This window comes from Paenibacillus sp. 276b (assembly GCF_900107875.1).
GTDB classification, from domain to species: Bacteria; Bacillota; Bacilli; order Paenibacillales; family Paenibacillaceae; genus Paenibacillus; species Paenibacillus marchantiae.
Genome location: NZ_FNRR01000008.1, coordinates 165,728 through 186,090 on the forward strand (window position 1 = coordinate 165,728; position 20,363 = coordinate 186,090).

The following is a 20,363-nucleotide window of genomic DNA, read 5'->3' on the forward strand; positions in this document are numbered from 1 at the left end:
ACATAATATACCATATATTCACATAAAAAGGAATGTCAGTTTTGTAACATTTACATAAAGGTCTATAAAACAAATTATTGTAGAGCAGTTGGTTTGAAACTTGTCCTATAAGAACTGGATTAAAGCCTCATAGCAGATTGGATACCCAAGAGGCACGTATGGGAAAATTGGATTGGATACAAGAACATAATCCCATTGAAGTCGCTAATTTAGCGGCTTGTTTATTTTATCGTACAAGTTCGTGGCCCGAGCCAAGATAGATATTGAGAATTACCTGCAGATAAGGGAAACAAGATATACCCCAGAAAAAAATGAAAGATTTTTGTTTATTGCAGCACCTGTAGGACGCAAAGGTAAAAATAGACGTTTAACACACCGTTTCTATAGAAAAACTTTTTGTTTCGGAAACTAGTTGTACTGCAAAGCCAAATAGGCCCTTACCGTTACCTTCATTTCTTCCCCTCTGGCAAATGATGTTGGAACGAAATGGTTTGGTAAAGATTGATTCCGCCTAACGGGTTAACTAAGAGATGCCGTTAATAATCTTATGTATCAATACCTTTGGGCTTATTGATTACATTAAACTAATACCAAACTGAAGCAAAAATGCAAAGGTATATGTAATTAGAAGTTTAGCAAAACACCTATGCCTATAGCGAGGCCACTGAAAAGTAAACTAATCAAATCGATCTGCACCAGAACGCATATCGATAGCAGATCAACAATTACGTGAGGCAGCTGCCGGCCAAAAGCTGGCCGCGCGTAGCCGTGAGCCAGTTGCAGGGAGTCTCGGCCGGCAGAGGAGGCATACTGACGATGAAAGCATTTATTCTTTACCGAGATGGTGTAATTAATGTTGGTAGCAGCATTAACAAGAAGAAGGAGTTTATCCTGATTGCTGGTGTACCTGAGGTTAAATACGGAATTTGTGAAAATGTCTGCGAAAAATCAATCAATCAATGGAGCTGACCGTAAAGATCTTAAAGCGGTTGTTGCAATTACGATGAAATATTTTGTCTTTTTAATGCATTGAGCTAGAATTGAAGTGTCAGACTAGAACTACACACACAAACGAAATAAGCCTCCGTTTCCACGGGTACCTTGGAAACGGAGGCTATTTGTTGTATAACGGGCAAAGGGTAACTCCAACCAGAATGGGTGGGTACAAGTATACCGATATTGGATGGTTATTTTTAGCGTTTTTTCGTTTATCATTTTGATCAAATCAGAATTAAATAAGGGAGTGAGTTCGGTTTATGAAAACATCAAATGACGAAAAGATATCCAAGGTCGAGATCATCAAGCGGTAGGGCCGTCATCTAGGGGCAAAATAAAGGAAGCTTTGCAGGACGAAGAACCGTATTTTTCCGAGGATAATATTCAAGTGCTCAAGTTTCATGGCGTCTATCAGCAGGATGATCGGGATTTACGGGCACAGCTTAAGATAGAGGGGAAGGAGCGGCATTACAGCATGATGATCCGCGCCCGCATTCCGGGCGATGTGCTAACTTCGGATATCTCGTCTTTAACAAGCTGGCGGATGAGTATACAGATTACAAAAACATGCTCATCACCACCCGCCAAACCTTGCAGCTTCACGGAATTCTCAAGAGTGATTTGAAAACGACGCTCAAGAAAGCAGGAGTAGGTGAACATTTTGCCTAAAGGATTGTCAGGGCGAAAGATCGCCATCACCGGCTCACGCAAAATACAGGAGTTCGGTGAGATTATTGAGCGGCAGGGCGGTGAGGTGATCGTTCGTCCGCAGCAGGGTTTGCTTGTGCTGCAAGAGCGGGAATTGGAACGGGACTTATTTCGTCTGCTCAAAAGCGGCACGGATTGGACCATCTTCACAACAGGGACGGGACTTGGAGCTCTGCTGGACAAGGCGCGCAACTGATCGTGTTCCCCGAGATATTCCTGCCCGGGTATTCGCGGGGTCTCAGCTTCGGTATGCGTGTTGGCAGCCGTACAGTGGAAGGGAGAAAAGATTGGCAGCGCTACTGGGAAAGTTCGATTGACGTTCCGGGATCCGAAACTGAAATGTTGGGCCAATTGGCAAAAGAATTGGAAGTATATTTGATTATCGGCGTGGTAGAGAGGGATCAGGAGTTCAGTACGGGCACGTTGTATAATGTTTTATATCAGGCCGGACGGGACTTTACTGGGCAAGCACCGTAAGCTGGTTCCTACCGGCTCCGAACGTATCCTGTGGGGGCAAGGGGATGGCAGCACGTTAAATGTCATCGATACCCCGTTCGGCAGAATAGGTGGCTTGATTTCAAATTGTAGATTGGAAAAGCACAGAACTATAACAAAAAACACTTCAACTCCAAAATTAGGAGCACCTGCTTTTAAAAACCTTGATTGATAAATAGAAAAGGTCCTGAATCGTTAGGTTGGAATACCAAACGACTCAGGACCTTTTTTGTTGGAGAGATATTAAGCTGCTAACTTGGATGCATCTTTTATATTGGACTTACGGGTAAGAGGTATAAATAATAGGATAGATAAGAACCCAAGTAACAAGAAGACAATTCCTACCCACATGACGCTTTGAATACCCATGCCATTGATAAATGCACCACTAACCATTGTACCAATGGTAACTCCAAGATTTGAAAACGCTACGAACAGACCGTTAGAGAAGTCTGGTGCTTCGGGCGCGGATGAAGTGATCATGTACTGGGAGATATTAAGGCCAAAAGTAAACAATACGCCCCAGAAAGCAATAAGAAGTATCATGGGAACAGTAAACGATCCGAGCAAGAATAGTACCAAATAACTACCAACAAACACAAGTGGATAGACAAAGGCAGTCTTTAACGCATTATTTGTAAGTAATTTACCTGCGAGTAAATTACCTATCATCCCTGTTAAACCAAATAGAATAAGCATTAAGCTAATCGTATTTGAAGACATTTCCGTTACACGCCCAAGGTACTCTGCAAAGAAGCTGAATGTTGCATACATACCAGAAAGGATAAAGATTGCACCAAAGATGGCTGCCCAAACAACACCTTTCTTCAAAATACGAACCTGTGAGCCATAAGACTGTTTTTGTTTCACGGGAAGGGAAGGGACAAAGAGAAGAATGGCCAAGAATGTTAAAGCATTTACAACAGCAAAAAATAACATCGCTATCTCAAGATTAGCATAGTCCGCAATGAAAGAGGCAATTGGAATTCCAATAATCATACCCGCGGTGAGACCCATGAATACACGACCGATTGCTTTTGGAGCCATTTCTGGACTAACTGAGGAAGCAGCTGCAGTAAAGGCAACAGACACGTAAACCGGATGTAGGAATGCAGGAACAATTCTTGCTATTAAGGCTATTGTAAAATTGGGGGCAAACATAGAAACAACGTTACTAACCACAAATAGCCCGATAGCAAGAAGCATAACACCTTTACGGTTAAATCCTGAGAATAACAATGGCAAGATAGGACCTGAAATTGCAACTGCGAGTGCGAATAGGCTAACAAGCAGGCCTGCAGTTGAAACGCTAACTCCAAAGTTTTCAGCAATGAGTGGCAATATCCCGATAATGCCCATCTCTGTATTAATGATTCCAAAAATCCCTAAAGCTAGGATGAAAATAAAAAATGATTTTGATTTGGTAATAGACACAATATTCACTCCTATTTATATTATTTTGTATAACTACTGTGAAAATGAAAAAAGATATACTGGTATTTTTCTATTAGGAATCAATCTATAATCAAAGATTCATCAGAGCATCTTCCCGATTTGTAAAATTAGCAAAACAACAATGGTAGGCTTAATCCCAGGCAAAGTAATATGCCATATTTTACGAAGCCTGCTCGCCAGCCTTTCGTCTCCGAATGGTCCATTCCGCCGCCAAGAAAAGAAGTACGATCGTTCCCTATAACACTCGCCGTACCTCGTAGCTCATTCCCAGCGCGTTGATGAAGAGAAGCATAAGCGTATGTATTATCTGATTTGTAAAGCAGAACGCGTAGCTGCGGATCATTCAGCGGCGGTGGTTTTCAACCCGTCCTCGTCGAATATGCAAGTATGCGTTCACTGTTATAAATATCTAAATGATATTAAGCAAATTGAAGGCTACACTCACGACCCTGCCTCCGGTCGCAAAAGGAGCCATATAGCCTGATGTGATGCATACGGCCAGTACGGCGACGACATAGACGTAGCCGAGAATACGATGCATCTTCCGGTACTTACGGAGCGTGGCACTAACAAAGTTTATGACTCCCGCAGCGATTGCGATGCAGGCGAAGATGACGTGAACGTTCAGCATAGTTAGCCAGACAGGTAAATTCATCGGACGGATGAGCTTGGTCTTGTGGCTCAAAAAAACCGACGCATCTGGATCCAGGGCGAAACGATTGAAGAGCGTCCAGAAGACGAAGGCTGCAGCAACGGTAATCAGGAGGCGGAAAGCACTTTTAGTGTTCATCAGCCTGGGCGCGTTACCTATCAATCGACGAGAATCACGTTGACTGCGCAACCGAGCAAAATGGAAACCGGCGAATGTGAACAGTGAAATGAAAAAACAGCTATTAAGCGAGAACAAGAGACTGCGACTAATCGTCATGGCGCAACTCCATTTACATGTTATTTAGAGTCATCAGCGCCACCTTGAAAACTCTCCAGTCTGATGGTCGTTATGAGTCACCAAGATAACCGGAAAAGATGACTCGTCTTTCTTTTATAAAACTAACCATCAACTTAATTACGCATAACTCTTGTTAGGCGTAATCTATACACAGGAACAAATGTTTGGTATACTATGAATATACTTTTTAACAAATATGACATTCTCTATTAATTTCACAGTCATTTTATTATGCGTAATTATAATAGCATTATTTGGAGGTAACTGAACTTATGCACAATGATGAACGGAAACGTCTTTATGAAAAAACAGAAATTAAAATGGATCAATTACCTTGGTATGCTAAGGAATATATCATTCGTAACCTTCGTAAAAGGTCACCTAATACTCTATTAGGTTATTGTTCAGATTACATTTCTTTTTTGGATTGGTTGAGTTCAGAGGGATTCTATAATGGAACTAGACTCGATTGTCCTCTTTCTACACTGGAGTCTTTACGCGTAGACGATGTTGAACGGTACAAAGACTTTCTTTCAATAAAACATGAAAACTCATTGGATACTATAGCCAGAAAGATCGCCTCTCTAAAGTCATTGTTTCAGTACCTATCTGTACTTTCCGAGGATGAAAATGGATACCCATACATAAAGCGCAATGTAATGGTCAAAATTGAGACGGAAAAAGAAAAGATTACTGTAATGGCAAAAGCAGATCGAATTAAGGATAAAATCCTCCGTGATGAAGAGATTTTTGAGTTCAGAGAATTCATTGCTGAAGGATTTCAGATCGTATGCAAAGACAATAAACGAATTCTGAATTCCCACTTGAAGAACAAAGACCGTGATTTAGCATTCGTAAGTCTTATTCTTGGTTCAGGTCTACGAGTGTCTGAAGCTCTGTCCCTTGACCTTCCTGATATAGACTGGCTTAAAGGCAAGATCTTGGTTAACAGAAAAGGTAATAAGAAAGATTCAGTACCTGTAAGCAATATTGCATTGGATGATTTAAAGTCATATTTGGCCTTTCGTCAAACCAATTATGGTGTAGATGACAAACAAGAAGCAATCTTTCTTTCACTTCCTACTGGACCTCACGGGAAAGTAAGCCGATTAACTGTTAGGGCTTCACAAAAAATGCTCGATCGCTATGTGAGTTCTTTTGGAAAGCCGGCACTGACAATTCACAAGTTAAGACATACATTTGCAACCAAGTATCATAAGGAAAACAAAGACCTTGCCTCGTTAAAGGATCAACTGGGCCATTCCGATTTAAACACAACTATGATTTACACACACGTTGGAGAAGAAGAACGCCGTGAATCTGTAAATAGAGCAGATAGCTTAAACAGGTGATAACTTGGTTCGGGACCTCAAACAAAAAATCACTTATGGAACTGAGATTTTACAAGACTATGCACAATACGCCGAACCCATCTTCCGAGACCGGCGTATTACGCTAGTCATCAAGTAAATCGCATTCACATCTCCTAAATCTTTTGTTAAGAAACTTCTTGGGATCTTTGTTATTGTCCTTTTCTCTGCTTAACCACTCAGCTTCATCATGCGGACTAATTATGGCCGGCATACGGTTATGGATTTCAGCCATAAGACTGTTGGGCTCTGTGAAGCTGCGTGCGTTTCAAGTTAGTTTACGCTCTTATTGTAGCGATAAGGTAGCTCCAAACGTATGTCAGCAAGGAAGCCGTTTGTTTGGTCACCCTTTCTCTAGAAGACTTGAACGACTTCATGAATGCCATCCACTTCTTCAAAAATGGCACGTTCAATGCCCGCCTTCAATGTGATCGTTGCGCTAGGACAGCCGTTGCACTCTCCCAAGAATTTTAATTTAGCCACTCCATCCTTAACCTCAACCAGTTCAGCATCCCCGCCATCGCGCATTAAAAAAGGACGCAGTTTTCTCAATACATCGTCTACCTCTTCGAACAATTCCTCGTAAACTCTCATCATTTTATGACTCCTTTCATAGAGGCTGTGCCATCAGCTTCACTGTTCGCATTTCCTTAATCAATGGCCCTTCTCTCTATCATTCTCTCCTCTAATTCATCAATCATGTCTTGATAAAACTTAACTCTTCACTAGTGTAACGTTCTAGAAATCGGAAGAACCGATCTTGCTCCTGCTTATGCAGCTTTCCGTGCAGTACATATAATTCCTGCGCTTTTTCCGTTAATCCGAAGTGGACTTCCTTCTTGTTATCGTTAAGACGGATACGCTCAATAAAACCATCTTCCAATAATATGGTTGTTATCTTTGTTATGATTGCTTTCGTTAAAGCCATTTTTTCGGCAAGTGCTGTATTGTTGATGGGATCATTATTGCCAATACAGTCAATGACGTGTACAGATGTAAAATTAGCTGGATATTCGTAAATCCCCTGCTCTTTTGACGCTTGCAGGTAGAATCAAGAAGAAATGCAGCAGTGTTACTTGGCGATTTTTGCGAAATATTCTAATGTTCTAACCAGTTGCGCGGTGTAAGACATTTCATTATCGTACCAGGCTACAGTTTTCACTAGTTGCTGGTCGCCAACGGTTAGAACTTTTGTTTGAGTGGCATCAAAAAGAGACCCGAATGTCATTCCTCTAACATCGGAAGATACGATCTCGTCCTCCGTGTATCCGTATGTTTCTGGATCTGATACTTCTCTCATAGCGGCGTTAACTTCCTCAACCGTTACCTTAGTGTTCAAAATGGCTACGAGTTCTGTTACGGAGCCTGTTGGCACAGGTACACGCTGAGATGCACCATCAAGTTTGCCCTTCAGTTCAGGAAGAACGAGGCCAATGGCTTTAGCAGCACCGGTGGAGTAAGGAACAATGTTCTCTGCTGCAGCCCGTGCTGCGCGGAAGTTTCCTTTTGAATCTGGCGCATCAAGGGTATTCTGGTTGCCTGTATAGGCGTGAACGGTTGTCATCAACCCGGATTGAATTCCAAATTTATCGTTCAGAGCTTTAGCCATGGGAGCCAGACTGACCGTTGTGCAAGAAGCACCGGAAATGACGGTTTCCGTTCCGTCCAGTGTTTCATGGTTTACGTTATACACGATGGTCTTCATGTCGGCTGTTGCCGGAGCGGAAATAACAACTTTATTTGCTCCGCCTTTCAGGTGAAGCTCAGCCTTTTCTTTGGTGGTGAAGAAACCTGTACATTCAAGCACGATGTCTACGCCGAGCTCCCCCCAAGGAATCTCTTCGGGATTACGGTTAGCCAGTACTTTAATTTCTTTGCCGTTAACAGTAAAGGCTCCATCATGAACTTCGATGTCTCCATGGAAAGTGCCTTGCGTAGTATCATATTTGAGCAGATGAGCCAGCATTTTTGCGTCAGTCAGATCGTTGATGGCCACAACCTCGATATTGCCCACCTCTTGAATTCGACGAAAAGCGAGTCTTCCGATCCGCCCAAAACCGTTAATGCCTACTTTTACACTCATTGAATAAACCTCCTGTTTTCGTTCGAAATCCATTCCATATTATTTTGTCCAATAGAACTTAAAGGTAAGCATTGACCCGAAGCCAAACAAGCTTGCCTTTGGAATAGGTTTGTTTTAAAATAAAAGATACCGATCGGTACCTTTATTATATCAGGATTTGAGACATTGGCAAGGCTTCGGCCGTAAAATTTTGATATAATGTTAGATTAGAATAAGATCATTCGGAGGAAGCTATGAAAAAAGGAGATCGAACAAGAGAGCACATTATTATGAAATCGGCAGCAATCTTTAATCAAAGAGGTTATGCCGGTACATCGTTAAACGATATTATTGCCGACACCGGGATTAAGAAGGGGGGCATCTATCGACATTTTACAAATAAAGATGAGATTGCGCTTGAAGCCTACAACTACGCCGCTAGTATAGTTGTCAGCAAATTTGCTGAGGCGGTCGAACAGGAGCAGTCTGCGTCAGGGCGGTTACTTGCTTTTTTTAGTGTTTATGAAGATGTTGTTGGTAATCCACCATTTGTTGGCGGATGTCCTATGCAGAATACAGCTGTAGAAAGTGACGATACTCATGCGGAGCTTCGAGATCGGGCAAGACAAGGGCTGCATAACCATTTGGATATGATAAAGAGTATAATTCTTAACGGGATAAATATTGGGGAGTTTAAGGAGGATTTGAATGCGGATGCTCTTGCTTCATTTGCCTTTTCCTTGCTCGAAGGAGGCATTTTACTCAGCAAGTTAGATGGGGATAATAAGCATATGCAAATGAATACAGCATCCTTTGCATTTTATTTACAGAATTGTTGTTTGAAAAATAGTTAATCAGTTTTGCTTGGAAGCGTAGAGAGAATAAGATGCTTATATGATCTCTCTCAACATTTTGGAGGTATATTATCGAAATAAAAGTATTTGTTGCGACCAGGATGTACTCCAGGTCCAGCAAATGAGGGCAGCGTTTTAAATCGGGTTTATATCCTGTTGTTTTGGAACGTTGTAGAGTCCTCCACGGTCGCCAATAAGTCCGACATGTTGCTGTACCCCTGCTTTTAGCCCCTTATCGGTAGCCCAAGGCAGGTGGCCGTTTTTTTGGATTGTAGAGTCTGATCATGAGAGTAAGCAAACGCTTGAAGAAATGGTGGAGTGGTAACCTTGCATGCCCGCTACGCGTCATCCGCTGCTCCCCATCCTCGAAATCCCTTCCACTGCTGGAAGGCAGCCTTCCGCCAATAACAAATATAACTTATATACGGTGAATTTCCGCGCAACATCGACGTAGTGCATCTCGCTTAGTAGGGAAGGATGGTTCCTTCCGGAATCAATATATTGAAGAAGAATGCTGGATATTGAAGTAGGCTTTTTCATGAGGCTGCCTCGTTTCGGGAGATTGCAGGGGTACAACAATTTACCGAATGAGGCGGCTTTTTTACCTTTTTTGGCTAACTAACAGGCTTGGCCCAAAACAGCCATCTTTCCGCGTTCCAATCATAGATGATATCGCTGCCCCATTTCTCTTCGAGCTTCGTCGCTTGGAACTCGCGGTTTAACACATTGTGTTGAACGGGCAGCTTATTATTGGAGAACCATACACTGTGTCATGGTTAATCTTCAGTTCTCGGGTGACATCTGTCATCGTTTGGACGCTTTCATTAATATGTTGTACCGTCTAACACCTGAAAGCCTCGTCATACATAGGTTTTATCATGGTGCACATTCACCTTCGTGACTTTTGTGCCACGAACTGATGCCACAGCATATATAACAAGCGCTGTCCAAATGAGTGCAAAACCGACGAGAAGGGTAGACGAAACCGATTTATTAGAAGATTATCTAATTACTAAACGAACAGATTCTTGTCCACCCCTATACGAACAGCATATGTATATTAAAAAGAATGTCCTTTGGAATCTTTTTTTGTTATTTCTCGCGTAATTCGAAAGCGAACATACGAATATGAAAAGAGGAGTGGCTAAAAAGTATATTTATAGAAGCTCGAAAAGCCCCGTTAGCCCTCCTATGCTCTCCTTCAGTATGCAAATTGCTAAACGTTATAAGAAGAATAGAAATGGCCAATACAAATGCGATTTAAAAATTCATTTTTTTATTATAATCTTTTGAGAGTGTGTGGTATTTCCTATCAAGTTCAAGCCAAAAATCGGCGGACGTGCTAAACACTTTAGCAAGCTGGTCGGCAAAATCCTGAGTCACTTCCTCTTCCCCCATAAAAAAAGGCACTAAGCTTTCATTACTGACTCCTGTTTCGCGAGATAAATCATCCAAAACCATTCCGTTATCCACCAACATTTCAATTATCTTATCCCCAAGAGAGATCGCATCTGGAGCTAAACATTCATTTATCATCTGTACTCTTTCCCCCACCATGTCTACTAAAATTTATTTGACTCTATAGAATCGAAGAACGCTCATCTTGACCAACCCTGTTTTGATTCTTGTCTACATGGTATAGTTTCTGAGCAGTGTGAACGCCTGACCCTTTCAACTCATTCTTAATATTCGGAAGAAGAATCAAAATCTTACTACAGAAGAAACCTATCTCAAAGACAAGAACCCTACATAAATAATAGAAAAAGCAATTAACATTTGAAATATATCATTAAATATATGAAATGTAAAACATGAATTACAAAAAAAATCAATATGTTTTACTTATTTTTCTTGTGAAATATCCTATAGGATGACCATAATTATATGCTAATGCTTCCAATACGAATTCAATAATATTGATTTCTTCAATGAACGAACCGATAGCTCCACGAAAAAATGAGCAGATAGACCCTATAAAAACAAAAAGTAGCCCATATAAGTAATTAGGCTACTTCCAAAAAATATGGGTTTCTTCTCAATTCTCGGTTTCTTTATTATATATATTTATAATCTCATCTAAAATTTGTGATTGTTTAACAACCACGGGATGAAGTAAACCATATGTATCCACTAATTGGTACAAATAATTCCTTTCCCGCTCTAAACATTCCCTAACATTACAACGAATATCCATAGAAGTCATCACCTCTATGTAATATCCTATCATTTTATGTAAAAATCTAGAATTAACCAGGTAATACAAAATATTCAGTAGACATCCCCCCACATGGACTAGAATAGGCTTAGCACCCTTCAGCAAGCAGGGGGTAGGGTTTTTGCCATTATAGTATTACCATCCACCTTCGCCATGTGAGCTGGTTCTATTTGCCTTCTGGATATCAGGAATTACCGGAGTCTCACTATCTGCAGACACATAATTAAATGGTGTACACGATAGAACAGTAATAAATAATATAGCTAGGATTGAGATTGCTTTTTTCTTCATAATTGTCTGTGGACCTCCTTCAGGATTTCCTTGTATCTTCTGAGATCAACCTCAGTAACAAGGTGCCGTAATGCATCGAACATACAGAAACACCTCAAAATACAAGCATTACTGTTAATTTTAGCCGAGATTGCCAAACTATTTAAAATAAATTGAATCCCAGTATCGACCCGATCTGAACTAACATAGTATTCACCAACGTCTGCTAAGAAATTTACAAAGCGATCGTTGATGATTTGATCAGTATAGGACCCAACATTTTCTTGGTTTTTAATTTGAGCATCAATGGTATCTTCAAATCGGGCCAATATATGGTCGACATTTATATGATATTTTTTCGCTGCCTTAATTACCTTGAATAATCCTTTTAATATTTCATGCTCCCTAGATGCCAGGTATTCAATATAATCGTCTAGTACTTCAACCTCTCCTGCCATTAGTCGGTAGAGATATTTGTTTCCTTCTGCCCAAATACGAAATTGCTTTTTGGTCTGCTCATCTGCATACTCATTTTCAACAATCCAACTATGATCCTCATAATACGAAAGATAATGAAGGGCTTGCTGATATTCATTCTGCTCTTCAGAGATTGATCCTAGAATAAGGTTAGAATACAGAATATAACCAAACAGTGGTTTGGAGGGTTCAGTAAATCTTTTATTGTGTTTTATGCGCTCATGTTTAATTTCATATTGTATTGTAGCAAGTTCGCCCATATGCTTTGCTAGATGCTTTGCTTTATCCCAGCGTCTCAATGAGAGATATAGATTAGTTAAATCCTTTAGTGCATCAAGCTGATCCCACTCGTTTAACCGTGCAGCATATGGTTCGAATTGCACAGCACACTCTAGATTATTTTGTTGGTCATCATTTTGAGTGCTTTTAAAGATCCTGTACTGACAAATTGCCAAACGTTCTGCATGTTGGAATCTTTCTCCTTCAGAAACTTTACGATATAAAATCAAGGCAGCTTCCGTTTTACCTTCTGTATGTAACACATCCGCTAAGTCAAAAAGCAAGGCAATGTATGCAGTGTTTTCCATCATCATATCTACTATCCGTTCAATGCAATTGAGCTTACATAATTCTGCACTACGGATGATTAAGGGGCGTACCCTTCTCCAATCCAGATTGGTATGATTGCGTAATTCATCGATGTACTGTTCATAAAAGTGACCTTCTTTTAAACCCATGGTTGCGGTAATTTTATCAAGGATTTTCACTGATATGGGTTGAGACCCATTAATTATTCTGCTAAATGTTCCCGAGTTGATTCCAGACAGTTCTGAAAAACGATATAAAATTATTTCATGTTGATCTATGTAGTTTAATAGCTCTGATCGGATCGTCATGGTTAATTGCATCAAAAAGATACCACCTTCCAGATTTGAAACCCATTTTTTATGTGATTAACTCTATATAAGTAATTCTATGGTCGATTATACCAGCGGTCAATACTTTTGTTAAATCTCTAGTTTTATAATCACCAGTTGATATTGTGATTTGAAGTATTCAATTTTATTTCCGGCAAAAAAAAAACGTTCCTGAATATATCTCAGGAACGTTTTAAAACACAACTCATTTTTTTAAACCAAAAGCGACCTATCCAAAGTTTTTGTTACTACTTTAGATATCCAGATATAAATGCCCACTTAATTGCTTTGTGTACTTCCTATTTTAAATTCACCGATTATTGTCTCTCCGTCTAATTTATACAATGGAATAGATCTTAATTCTGGTGCGTTTATGGATTCCTGGTACTGAAGAGCTTCTTCAGGAGTAGTAGCTCCCGATTCTAAATCTGAGGATTTGATATATCCTTCGATGCCGTTCTCATTTTCAGCATTAATTAGATCAGGTTCCTGGGTTTTACCAGGAAGAAGCGGTCCTTCTCCATATGTTTGCCCTTGTTCGTTAGTAGGATAAGCAGGAATCTGAACTTCTTCGGTTGATGATCCCTTTTGTGATGTAAATTGTGTTGATGTCACTATTGTCTGTCCTTGCTGTACTGTATACGGTTTGACATTGGGTACAGATTCAGCATTCAATACATGGTTTGTAGCTAAAACAGCCGTTACACCTAACACCATTCCGGCAAGTATAAATGCCCCATTACGCAACTTCTTTCTCATAATTAACACAATCCTTTCTAAGGACTTGGCTACCCTCAACACAGTAATTATTTTCATCGCGATTCATTTATCTTTAACATATTACATCTTTTGATTAAATACTATTCCATTAATCTGTATTGACATGTATACATTTAAATATTCGCCATATCACAGTAGTGCCACCTGTACAATCTTCTAAAAATAGGGCCCTCTGTTTCAAGAGTTCTTATTTTTTAAACTTTTCAATAATCGTTTACGCAAAATCTCTTTTGTCCTTGAACTAAACGTCTTGTCACAAGATTTACACATAAAACGGGGAAGTTTTGAGTTTGAGGAGTATCCGTACTTGTATGTATTTCCCGATCCACAATGAGGACATTTTGCAGCTAAAATAAGAGATGACCATTTCTGTTCTTCTTCCAACATAGCCTTTACTCCTTACGTAATAAGATAAAAGGTATATCGGCAAAATAGGAACTTAAATTAATCATATCTGAATATAAGTAAGAAAAGAAGCAGCCTAATGGCTGCTTCTTCATCTATCCAGTAATTTGTTCAGCTTCTACCTTACCCGCTATTCTTAAGAAAACTTTCATGTCTACAGCATTGATTATTTCATTTTGTAGATTGGTATATTCACTTTGTAAATTTAGGTTTAAATCATTCGCTGTTTGAAGTCGCCCTGCTAGTTCCACAATAATCTGTCTCAGGATTTTCATATTATTACTGACCTGGTCCATGGCCTCATTATATACTTTTAAAATTTCTTGATCCAACTGCAATGGTATAGCTGCCTCATTATCAAAGGTTTCTTCTTTTATCAAATCTCCAACAGCTCTAGGATCTTTCGAGATCTCTAAGAGTGAATTCTTAGATTCATTAATAGAGACGACTTTTCCTTGATTCTTGTTTTGAAGTCGAACCATCTTTGCTTTCTCAATCGCTTGTTCATATTTTTTGCGTACGGCCCCATTCCATCGAAAGCCACAAGCTGCACTCGTTCTTTTTAATATTTCACTAGCTTCTTCAAATGCCTTTAATTGAGTGCTTCCGGATTCAATATGTTTCAGTACTGTTTGTGCTAAGTACAGATCTGCATCAGTATCCCAACCATCTTTTCGTAGTTCCATTGTTAACACTCCCTATGATCTTGTTATAGTTAATTTCATTTATATCCAATTACATAGGAAGATATTCATTAAACTTTATATGAAACTAGAATTACAGGTTCCCAGCTTCTTTCCCTCCATGAAATCGCTTGTAATGTTTTAACCCTTTATGAGGTAACAACTGTACCACTAGCTTTGTTTCATTTCATAAAACAGGCAGGTAAAATTAGGTGGAAGCTTTTGATCACTTATATTTCTTATCATGAATTAAGATCTGCTTAGTTTCTTAATAAAAAGAGAAGTATCCCTGTATAAGAATACTTCTCTTTTTATTAAATTGTGATTAATCTATTCGATCACTTCGTATTTAGTTACCACATCAAATTGTCCAATAATGTTGATACCATCAACATCATATAAAGAAATTGTTCTCACAGATCCATTCACCTGGTTCTGGGCTAACGCCTCTTCAACGGTATTAATTTCAGGCTCTAATTCATTAGATTTCACATAACCTTTTAAACCATTTGTTCCAATTGCCTCAATCAAGTCAGGGTCTTGCCCAATTGTTTGAGCGCTCACACCAGATCCATATGTTTCATTATTGGAATTGACAGAGTACACAGTCTTATTTTTCAATTCCTCAAGATAAACAGAAGTAGAACTATCCGCGAACTCTTCTGATCTCAATATGCTTGCTAATTTTTTTTGTGATAAAACTAGATTTGGCGATTTATATCCAACAAACTTTGTATAACCATTCCCATGGTAGAATTCAGCTGCAGTTTGAGCAAAATATGACCCTTCAACACTTGTTCTAGAAGAATATACCCCAAATCCAGAGATTTTAGAATCATTGTAAGTCATACCACTGGAAGCTTTCATTGTTCCTGCGGAATTATACAATCTAGCATTTGCACCCATATAACCAGCGGGCGCGTTTCCTACAGCTTTAACATATGAAAATGCCTCTACTGTTTTAGTTGTAAGATTAAGTTCTCGATCCCAAACTTCCGATGTAAAAGTGTACGAGGTATCACCCACCTTACCGGTACTATAAGCGTCAGACGAAACATTTGCAAATGCTGATGTTGCCAAACACAAAGACAATAGAGACCCCATTAAAAAACTAACTTTCTTTTTCCCCATGCTCACGGTACTTTCCTCCTCAGAATGAAAATTTTTTTGGATTTATGTATTGAATCATTAATCCCTATTTATAACTTTAAACAAAGTATTTATCCTAAATAACATTTTTATAAAATATTACTTATTTTACCTAAAGACAATAATACCACGAATGTAATCTTTTGGAAAGGTTTTTTGTCAATGATAGCTTCTATTGGAATATACTATAACATTGTAATATCCCTTAATATAATATTCTGCTTTCTCTCATTTCAACCCATCTGTAAGATGCTGAACCGGAATCATACTCCCATTTTTGGCTTATCCAAATAACTTGGCCATAGATGACTAGGTCTTACTCTTTTCAAGCGGATATTAATCTCTGTTAACTTGGGTCAATTCAAATAGATTAGAACGAAGATCTTAGTAGATACAATCGAAGTTTTAACAATTTTTTTAAAGATCCTATAGCGTTCACTTCATTACTACTCATAAGTTTTTTGCTCGGACTACTCCCTTATAAAATTTCTTTCTCACGGGCTTTAACACTTGTCTTTAACAGTTCCCGTTAGCTGAGCCGAGGCCTATAGCTTTATATCTGTACCGAAACTTTCATAGACTAGCATGTCTTATCTGGGTAGCACTAAAGCAAAAAAAGCCGCTTAGATAGCGGCTTCTCTTGTTTCCTTATTTTTTATTGATCAAATTCTATAACCTCAATAGATAGTAGACCTTAAGAAGGACGTATTATTCATGTCAAAAAAATAAATCCTACACCATACAAGATATCCTGATTTGTAATGTTCCCGTCAACTAATTAGTTTTTTATGAACCCACTTTAAATTGACCAATTACAGTATTGCCGTCGGATTTATACATGGGAATGGATCTAACATCTACTGATTCTATGGATGCTTGGTATTCCATAGCTTCTTCTGGCGACGCTGCCCCAGATTCTAAATCCGAAGTTTTAATATACCCTACCAAACCATCCTCATTCTCAGCTTTAATCAGATCCGGTTCTTTTGTTTTACCAGGTAAAAAAGGGCCTTCGCCATAAGTCTGTCCTTGTTCATTAGTCGGATAGACAGCCTCTTCTGACTCCGTTGGTGTTTCTATAGTTTGTCCTCGCTGCGTAATAATTTGTTTGGACTCAGAATCAGCTTTCAGTACATGGTTTGTACCTAAGAAAGCAGTTACACCGAATGCTACTCCCAACATCAAAATCGCCCCGATACGGTACTTCCTATTCATGATAAACACGATCCTTTCTAGGGTGTAATTGCTTCCCCTACATCAATTGTGCCTTTTATAGAAAACAATTCTTCTGATATTTTTACATTGCTCCTGGTTCCATGATCCGCATTTAACAGTATTTTATAATAACAATGATACCACCTATGTAATCTTTTGGAAAGGGGGAGGGATTGAAACTATAATGGATTAGCCAATTAGGAACTAATATAACCAGTACAAATACCTTCTGATCCACCGACTTTCGATTTGTCCTGAATTAAAATAGCCTCTATTCAAGGTCAAAGACCAAGTATAAATGGAATATAACCCTCACCTTCGATAAAATCGCTCGTTATTGCGATAAACCCTTAACACAATGCATATTTCATATCCTAATGCTTCCCCCTGGAATATATAAAACATAGCAATTGTATATTATAATCTAATTAGTATATGATTATAGTCTAATTAGAATAAAATATTCAATTGAGGTGATTTGTTTTGTCGATTCTTGATGATATGAGGAAAAAGATAACGGAGATGGAATCTACAATTGAAGAATATAAAGTTATCAGTAGCAAACTTCCTACAGAAATCAATTATGTTGTTCAGAGCTTGCTAAATCATGAACTAAATGACTTACGATTTCGATTAGAAAGATTTACGTTTCTCAAATCAGAAAAGCAGTGTACTCAATGTAACAACTGGATCAAAGAAAATGAAGATCCAACTATATTGAATTTCCAGTACAAAACAACTAAACCTGTACATATGACACTATGTAACAACTGTATGTCCTCAATGGACAAAGTTATGGTTACAAATGAAGCCGAACCCAAATGGGGATTACGTGTTGGAACTATTAAGCAAGATAGGCAGCTTGGCAAATTGAAGGAGTTTGAGGATCTGGGTTTGGTTAAATTATCTGGTAGGTATATTAAAATACACGAAATTGTGATGAAGACATACTACGAACCTAAATTAAGGGAGAAACAATTGAAGGAGAACAATCGAAAGGATACCTCTAAGAACAAAAAATAAAGGGTGCTATTAAACCTCTTTTGGTTTAATAGCACCCTACTGGTGAATCATCTATCTGGGATCATAATATTTACTACACAGCGTAACATCACGGTTTCTCTTTTGCTTATCAATCACTGAGATGCATACGTTATCTTTGTATGATCGCAAGCCAGTGTACCCTTTCAAGGTTATAGACAACCCATTAGTACCCAGAAGCGTAACCGTTTTTCTTTTTATTTCGAACCCCGATAATGTGAAAGGAAGGCTCACAATAGAACGAATCCAATCGTCTGGTATGGATAAATGAATTTTCATTGTTGCACCTACCAGACGTGTTTTCACTTTTTCATATGGCATCTCCACTTCAACAGCTTCCATCTCTGGAAAGATCCCTTCTTCTATTCCGAGTATGGATTCTAATGAGAAAGAAGCTTTCCCCAAACAGACTTCTTCAGGAGCCTTTTTGAACCTGGAGAAGGTATTTCCACCAACATAACTGAAGGTGAAGCTATCTTCACACTCAATTAATTCATAAATAGACTTCCGTATGATAAGGTAAGAATCCTTTGAACCCAATTTAATAGGTTTAGGCACATTAGAATCCATCAGAACAGTCGTATACCACATATGTAAAAAAGAGAATGGTATAGAAAGATCAACTAAGTCATCCTTGTATCGAAGTATTGCAGTTTCTCCACTTAATTTATTTAGTCTATCCAGCATTAAATAGTCTTGATACACTGTTTGCGAACTATCCTGAAGTGTTTCAGTGGAAATTTCTTGATAATCTACTGACATGTCATTTTAGCCTCCAGTTAGCTTCTTTGAGTGGATACAGACATTTAGAAGTCCTAAAATTATCAATCATCTGATGAAACGCTTCTGCTCTTACATCAAAACTTTTGCCAACATCTACAGCAAATTTATGTGCAGGTATGACAGTTATCCCTTTATCATTTGCTCGTATATACCCTACTAGAACATCATCGACGAACAATTCATGTAAGTGAAACATGTTCAAAACTTTCGTACTAACACCTTCCAATTCATTAACTTTTCCAATTAGTAATTGATTCTCCACATATAACATCTCCCAAATAAATTCGTTTGTTGTTACATTTATATCTGCTATGGTTTTCTTCATTTTTCTCCGTTCATAACGGTTATTTACTAGAACTCCAAGTCAAATGTTACTTGATCTATTTGATTATTCATTTCATGATGATCGATCATTAACTGAAGCAGCTCATCACTCGTACATTGATCGGGTAATTTGAATTTCGTTAATCTTTCAAACATCCTTTGCCAATATGGAAACTTGGCAGCGCACTTTAACCATTCAAAATCAGGTCTCTGTAGAATAATGTGATACTTCTTGTTCAGGAAGAAATAAAGAGGCTCGTAATGGAACGACCGGCCGTATGATAATATTTCATCTACACTTTCGGACCCAATGTATGGATACAAGTTTAGATACTTCTTAATACATTCATTAGGGATTTCTAACGGTCTATTTGAATCGTCTGTTAACCTGAGTCTGCCCTTTTCAATGAATGAAGTATGGAGGTTGTCTTCCATGGTCACAAGGACATGATTATATCCGTTACATCCTTTTGATATACCGTATCTTTTGCTCCCTTCAATAGTCGTATACTCAACCCGACTACCAGGATAGCTAATTGAGTTTTCCGTCGGTCCCCAGTCACCTGTGACATTTAACTGCATGACGGGATCTAAATTTTTAATAGTTATTACTCTGGACATTGTATTCCCTCGCTTTATTGAAAATAAAAAAAGTCCCTACATTGGCTTTGGACCAAAATAGAGACTTTCGTATTGCACTCAAATAATGAATGCAGTTTGGTTTAATATTTGGGGGAAGCTTCTTCGTTCCATCAATCACTCGATATATCGAATGTTATGCCTGCAACAAGCCTTAACTTTACCTCGTCCAATACATCCTCTGGTAGAGGTACATTTTCCTTACTCACTCTATCCGGACCAGTTTCGTATCTATTGAACTGCTCATAAGACTTACAAGTCTTAAAAGCATGGCGTTTACTTTCTCTTTTCAGAGAAAAATAATCACGAACAGACACATTTATTTTGTGTCCACTAAGATCCGACGTAATATTAAAAAACCATTCTTGTTTTTTCAATCCATCTTCCTGAGTCCGCTCAACCTTCAAAATATCACTCCTTTTTGTAGTAAATTACTGTTATCTTCTTTTTTGTACTCTCCTTCAAAGAATTCACCAACAAAAACAGAAAAAAGCCCAGTATCATCGAAATGATAATGAGCTTTTGAAATAGTTCTATGACTGTTTAAATTGATGTTTGAAGGAAACTCTCTTTCTT

Annotated in this window: 22 protein-coding genes and 3 pseudogenes; 7 read left to right on the forward strand and 18 right to left on the reverse strand. The window is 38.6% G+C overall.

Annotation, left to right across the window (positions count from 1 at the left end; translation table 11 throughout):
* Positions 1 to 816: 816 nt before the first annotated feature.
* The 4 genes and pseudogenes from BLV50_RS32960 to BLV50_RS27760 form a co-directional block, all read left to right on the forward strand.
* Complete coding sequence (locus tag BLV50_RS32960) at positions 817 to 969, forward strand: hypothetical protein (protein WP_177031281.1); 153 nt, start codon at positions 817 to 819, stop codon at positions 967 to 969.
* A 564-nt stretch (positions 970 to 1,533) separates the two neighbouring features.
* Positions 1,534 to 1,665: a hypothetical protein gene (locus tag BLV50_RS33620; RefSeq protein ID WP_256338063.1), complete on the forward strand. Its 132-nt coding sequence runs from the start codon at positions 1,534 to 1,536 to the stop codon at positions 1,663 to 1,665.
* Complete coding sequence (locus BLV50_RS27755; protein WP_090811095.1) at positions 1,658 to 1,900, forward strand: uroporphyrinogen-III synthase; 243 nt, start codon at positions 1,658 to 1,660, stop codon at positions 1,898 to 1,900. Before BLV50_RS33620 ends, BLV50_RS27755 begins: the two co-directional genes overlap by 8 nt.
* A pseudogene (locus BLV50_RS27760) lies at positions 1,840 to 2,281 on the forward strand (nitrilase-related carbon-nitrogen hydrolase); the annotation flags it as partial. The gene BLV50_RS27755 and the pseudogene BLV50_RS27760, both read left to right, overlap by 61 nt.
* Before the next feature lie 161 nt (positions 2,282 to 2,442).
* Here BLV50_RS27760 and BLV50_RS27765 read toward each other — a convergent pair.
* The 3 genes and pseudogenes from BLV50_RS27765 to BLV50_RS27770 form a co-directional block, all read right to left on the reverse strand.
* Entirely contained in the window at positions 2,443 to 3,627 is a 1,185-nt protein-coding gene (locus BLV50_RS27765) for an MFS transporter (RefSeq protein WP_090811283.1), read from the reverse strand.
* Between the two features lie 111 nt (positions 3,628 to 3,738).
* Positions 3,739 to 3,831 (reverse strand): annotated as a pseudogene (locus BLV50_RS33715) (sugar ABC transporter permease); the annotation flags it as partial.
* Positions 3,832 to 4,063: 232 nt separating this feature from the next.
* Positions 4,064 to 4,582, reverse strand: coding sequence for a DUF2306 domain-containing protein (locus BLV50_RS27770; RefSeq protein ID WP_090811097.1), 519 nt, complete (start codon positions 4,580 to 4,582; stop codon positions 4,064 to 4,066).
* Between the two features lie 293 nt (positions 4,583 to 4,875).
* Here BLV50_RS27770 and xerS point away from each other — a divergent pair, with 293 nt between their 5' ends.
* The gene (gene xerS / locus BLV50_RS27775; RefSeq protein WP_090811099.1) at positions 4,876 to 5,955 is read left to right on the forward strand and encodes a tyrosine recombinase XerS; all 1,080 of its coding nucleotides are present in this window, start codon (positions 4,876 to 4,878) and stop codon (positions 5,953 to 5,955) included.
* A 103-nt stretch (positions 5,956 to 6,058) separates the two neighbouring features.
* On the opposite strand, the pseudogene BLV50_RS27780 reads toward xerS, so the two are convergent.
* The 4 genes and pseudogenes from BLV50_RS27780 to gap form a co-directional block, all read right to left on the reverse strand.
* Positions 6,059 to 6,214: pseudogene (locus tag BLV50_RS27780) on the reverse strand (SOS response-associated peptidase family protein); the annotation flags it as partial.
* Positions 6,215 to 6,327: 113 nt separating this feature from the next.
* Complete coding sequence (locus BLV50_RS27785; protein ID WP_090811103.1) at positions 6,328 to 6,567, reverse strand: NifU family protein; 240 nt, start codon at positions 6,565 to 6,567, stop codon at positions 6,328 to 6,330.
* Positions 6,568 to 6,670: 103 nt separating this feature from the next.
* A complete protein-coding gene (locus BLV50_RS27790; protein ID WP_090811105.1) occupies positions 6,671 to 7,018 on the reverse strand; it encodes a MarR family transcriptional regulator in 348 nt (115 codons plus the stop codon).
* A 27-nt stretch (positions 7,019 to 7,045) separates the two neighbouring features.
* Positions 7,046 to 8,056 (reverse strand): type I glyceraldehyde-3-phosphate dehydrogenase, encoded by a 1,011-nt coding sequence (gene gap / locus BLV50_RS27795; RefSeq protein WP_090811107.1) that lies wholly within the window; start codon positions 8,054 to 8,056, stop codon positions 7,046 to 7,048.
* 233 nt (positions 8,057 to 8,289) lie between these two features.
* Between gap and BLV50_RS27800 the strand changes: the two genes are divergently transcribed.
* Positions 8,290 to 8,889 carry a TetR/AcrR family transcriptional regulator gene (locus BLV50_RS27800; RefSeq protein ID WP_090811109.1) on the forward strand — a complete coding sequence of 200 codons (600 nt, stop codon included), beginning with the start codon at positions 8,290 to 8,292 and terminating at the stop codon, positions 8,887 to 8,889.
* Between the two features lie 1,260 nt (positions 8,890 to 10,149).
* Here the strand turns inward: BLV50_RS27800 and BLV50_RS27805 are convergent.
* The 7 genes from BLV50_RS27805 to BLV50_RS27835 all read right to left on the reverse strand — a co-directional run bounded on the left by BLV50_RS27805 (position 10,150) and on the right by BLV50_RS27835 (position 17,000).
* Positions 10,150 to 10,425: a helix-turn-helix transcriptional regulator gene (locus tag BLV50_RS27805; RefSeq protein ID WP_090811110.1), complete on the reverse strand. Its 276-nt coding sequence runs from the start codon at positions 10,423 to 10,425 to the stop codon at positions 10,150 to 10,152.
* Positions 10,426 to 10,924: 499 nt separating this feature from the next.
* Positions 10,925 to 11,116 (reverse strand): Spo0E family sporulation regulatory protein-aspartic acid phosphatase, encoded by a 192-nt coding sequence (locus BLV50_RS32595; RefSeq protein WP_371129283.1) that lies wholly within the window; start codon positions 11,114 to 11,116, stop codon positions 10,925 to 10,927.
* Positions 11,117 to 11,391: 275 nt separating this feature from the next.
* Positions 11,392 to 12,759: a tetratricopeptide repeat protein gene (locus tag BLV50_RS27815; RefSeq protein WP_090811114.1), complete on the reverse strand. Its 1,368-nt coding sequence runs from the start codon at positions 12,757 to 12,759 to the stop codon at positions 11,392 to 11,394.
* Between the two features lie 288 nt (positions 12,760 to 13,047).
* Positions 13,048 to 13,527 carry a hypothetical protein gene (locus tag BLV50_RS27820; RefSeq protein WP_090811116.1) on the reverse strand — a complete coding sequence of 160 codons (480 nt, stop codon included), beginning with the start codon at positions 13,525 to 13,527 and terminating at the stop codon, positions 13,048 to 13,050.
* A gap of 521 nt (positions 13,528 to 14,048) precedes the next feature.
* Complete coding sequence (locus BLV50_RS27825; RefSeq protein WP_090811118.1) at positions 14,049 to 14,639, reverse strand: hypothetical protein; 591 nt, start codon at positions 14,637 to 14,639, stop codon at positions 14,049 to 14,051.
* 327 nt (positions 14,640 to 14,966) lie between these two features.
* On the reverse strand, positions 14,967 to 15,773 hold the full coding sequence (locus BLV50_RS27830) for a peptidase (RefSeq protein ID WP_371129282.1): 807 nt from the start codon (positions 15,771 to 15,773) through the stop codon (positions 14,967 to 14,969).
* Positions 15,774 to 16,571: 798 nt separating this feature from the next.
* Entirely contained in the window at positions 16,572 to 17,000 is a 429-nt protein-coding gene (locus tag BLV50_RS27835; protein WP_090811120.1) for a hypothetical protein, read from the reverse strand.
* A 483-nt stretch (positions 17,001 to 17,483) separates the two neighbouring features.
* On the opposite strand from BLV50_RS27835, the gene BLV50_RS27840 reads away from it, so the two are divergent.
* Positions 17,484 to 18,023: a hypothetical protein gene (locus BLV50_RS27840; protein WP_090811122.1), complete on the forward strand. Its 540-nt coding sequence runs from the start codon at positions 17,484 to 17,486 to the stop codon at positions 18,021 to 18,023.
* A gap of 51 nt (positions 18,024 to 18,074) precedes the next feature.
* On the opposite strand, the gene BLV50_RS27845 is transcribed toward BLV50_RS27840, so the two are convergent.
* The 4 genes from BLV50_RS27845 to BLV50_RS27860 all read right to left on the reverse strand — a co-directional run bounded on the left by BLV50_RS27845 (position 18,075) and on the right by BLV50_RS27860 (position 20,194).
* On the reverse strand, positions 18,075 to 18,803 hold the full coding sequence (locus BLV50_RS27845; RefSeq protein ID WP_090811124.1) for a hypothetical protein: 729 nt from the start codon (positions 18,801 to 18,803) through the stop codon (positions 18,075 to 18,077).
* A 1-nt stretch (position 18,804) separates the two neighbouring features.
* The gene (locus tag BLV50_RS27850) at positions 18,805 to 19,149 is read right to left on the reverse strand and encodes a hypothetical protein (protein ID WP_090811126.1); all 345 of its coding nucleotides are present in this window, start codon (positions 19,147 to 19,149) and stop codon (positions 18,805 to 18,807) included.
* A 26-nt stretch (positions 19,150 to 19,175) separates the two neighbouring features.
* Positions 19,176 to 19,769, reverse strand: coding sequence for a hypothetical protein (locus BLV50_RS27855; protein WP_090811128.1), 594 nt, complete (start codon positions 19,767 to 19,769; stop codon positions 19,176 to 19,178).
* Positions 19,770 to 19,900: 131 nt separating this feature from the next.
* Positions 19,901 to 20,194: a hypothetical protein gene (locus tag BLV50_RS27860; RefSeq protein WP_090811130.1), complete on the reverse strand. Its 294-nt coding sequence runs from the start codon at positions 20,192 to 20,194 to the stop codon at positions 19,901 to 19,903.
* Positions 20,195 to 20,363: the final 169 nt, after the last annotated feature.

Coding starts and splice junctions, on each gene's coding strand:
- BLV50_RS32960 (WP_177031281.1), top strand. CDS start 817: ATGAAAGCATTTATTCTTTACCGAGATGGTGTAATTAATGTTGGTAGC.
- BLV50_RS27770 (WP_090811097.1), bottom strand. CDS start 4,582: ATGACGATTAGTCGCAGTCTCTTGTTCTCGCTTAATAGCTGTTTTTTC.
- xerS (WP_090811099.1), top strand. CDS start 4,876: ATGCACAATGATGAACGGAAACGTCTTTATGAAAAAACAGAAATTAAA.
- BLV50_RS27785 (WP_090811103.1), bottom strand. CDS start 6,567: ATGAGAGTTTACGAGGAATTGTTCGAAGAGGTAGACGATGTATTGAGA.
- gap (WP_090811107.1), bottom strand. CDS start 8,056: ATGAGTGTAAAAGTAGGCATTAACGGTTTTGGGCGGATCGGAAGACTC.
- BLV50_RS27800 (WP_090811109.1), top strand. CDS start 8,290: ATGAAAAAAGGAGATCGAACAAGAGAGCACATTATTATGAAATCGGCA.
- BLV50_RS27805 (WP_090811110.1), bottom strand. CDS start 10,425: ATGATAAATGAATGTTTAGCTCCAGATGCGATCTCTCTTGGGGATAAG.
- BLV50_RS32595 (WP_371129283.1), bottom strand. CDS start 11,116: ATGATAGGATATTACATAGAGGTGATGACTTCTATGGATATTCGTTGT.
- BLV50_RS27815 (WP_090811114.1), bottom strand. CDS start 12,759: ATGCAATTAACCATGACGATCCGATCAGAGCTATTAAACTACATAGAT.
- BLV50_RS27820 (WP_090811116.1), bottom strand. CDS start 13,527: ATGAGAAAGAAGTTGCGTAATGGGGCATTTATACTTGCCGGAATGGTG.
- BLV50_RS27825 (WP_090811118.1), bottom strand. CDS start 14,639: ATGGAACTACGAAAAGATGGTTGGGATACTGATGCAGATCTGTACTTA.
- BLV50_RS27835 (WP_090811120.1), bottom strand. CDS start 17,000: ATGAATAGGAAGTACCGTATCGGGGCGATTTTGATGTTGGGAGTAGCA.
- BLV50_RS27845 (WP_090811124.1), bottom strand. CDS start 18,803: ATGTCAGTAGATTATCAAGAAATTTCCACTGAAACACTTCAGGATAGT.
- BLV50_RS27850 (WP_090811126.1), bottom strand. CDS start 19,149: ATGAAGAAAACCATAGCAGATATAAATGTAACAACAAACGAATTTATT.
- BLV50_RS27855 (WP_090811128.1), bottom strand. CDS start 19,769: ATGTCCAGAGTAATAACTATTAAAAATTTAGATCCCGTCATGCAGTTA.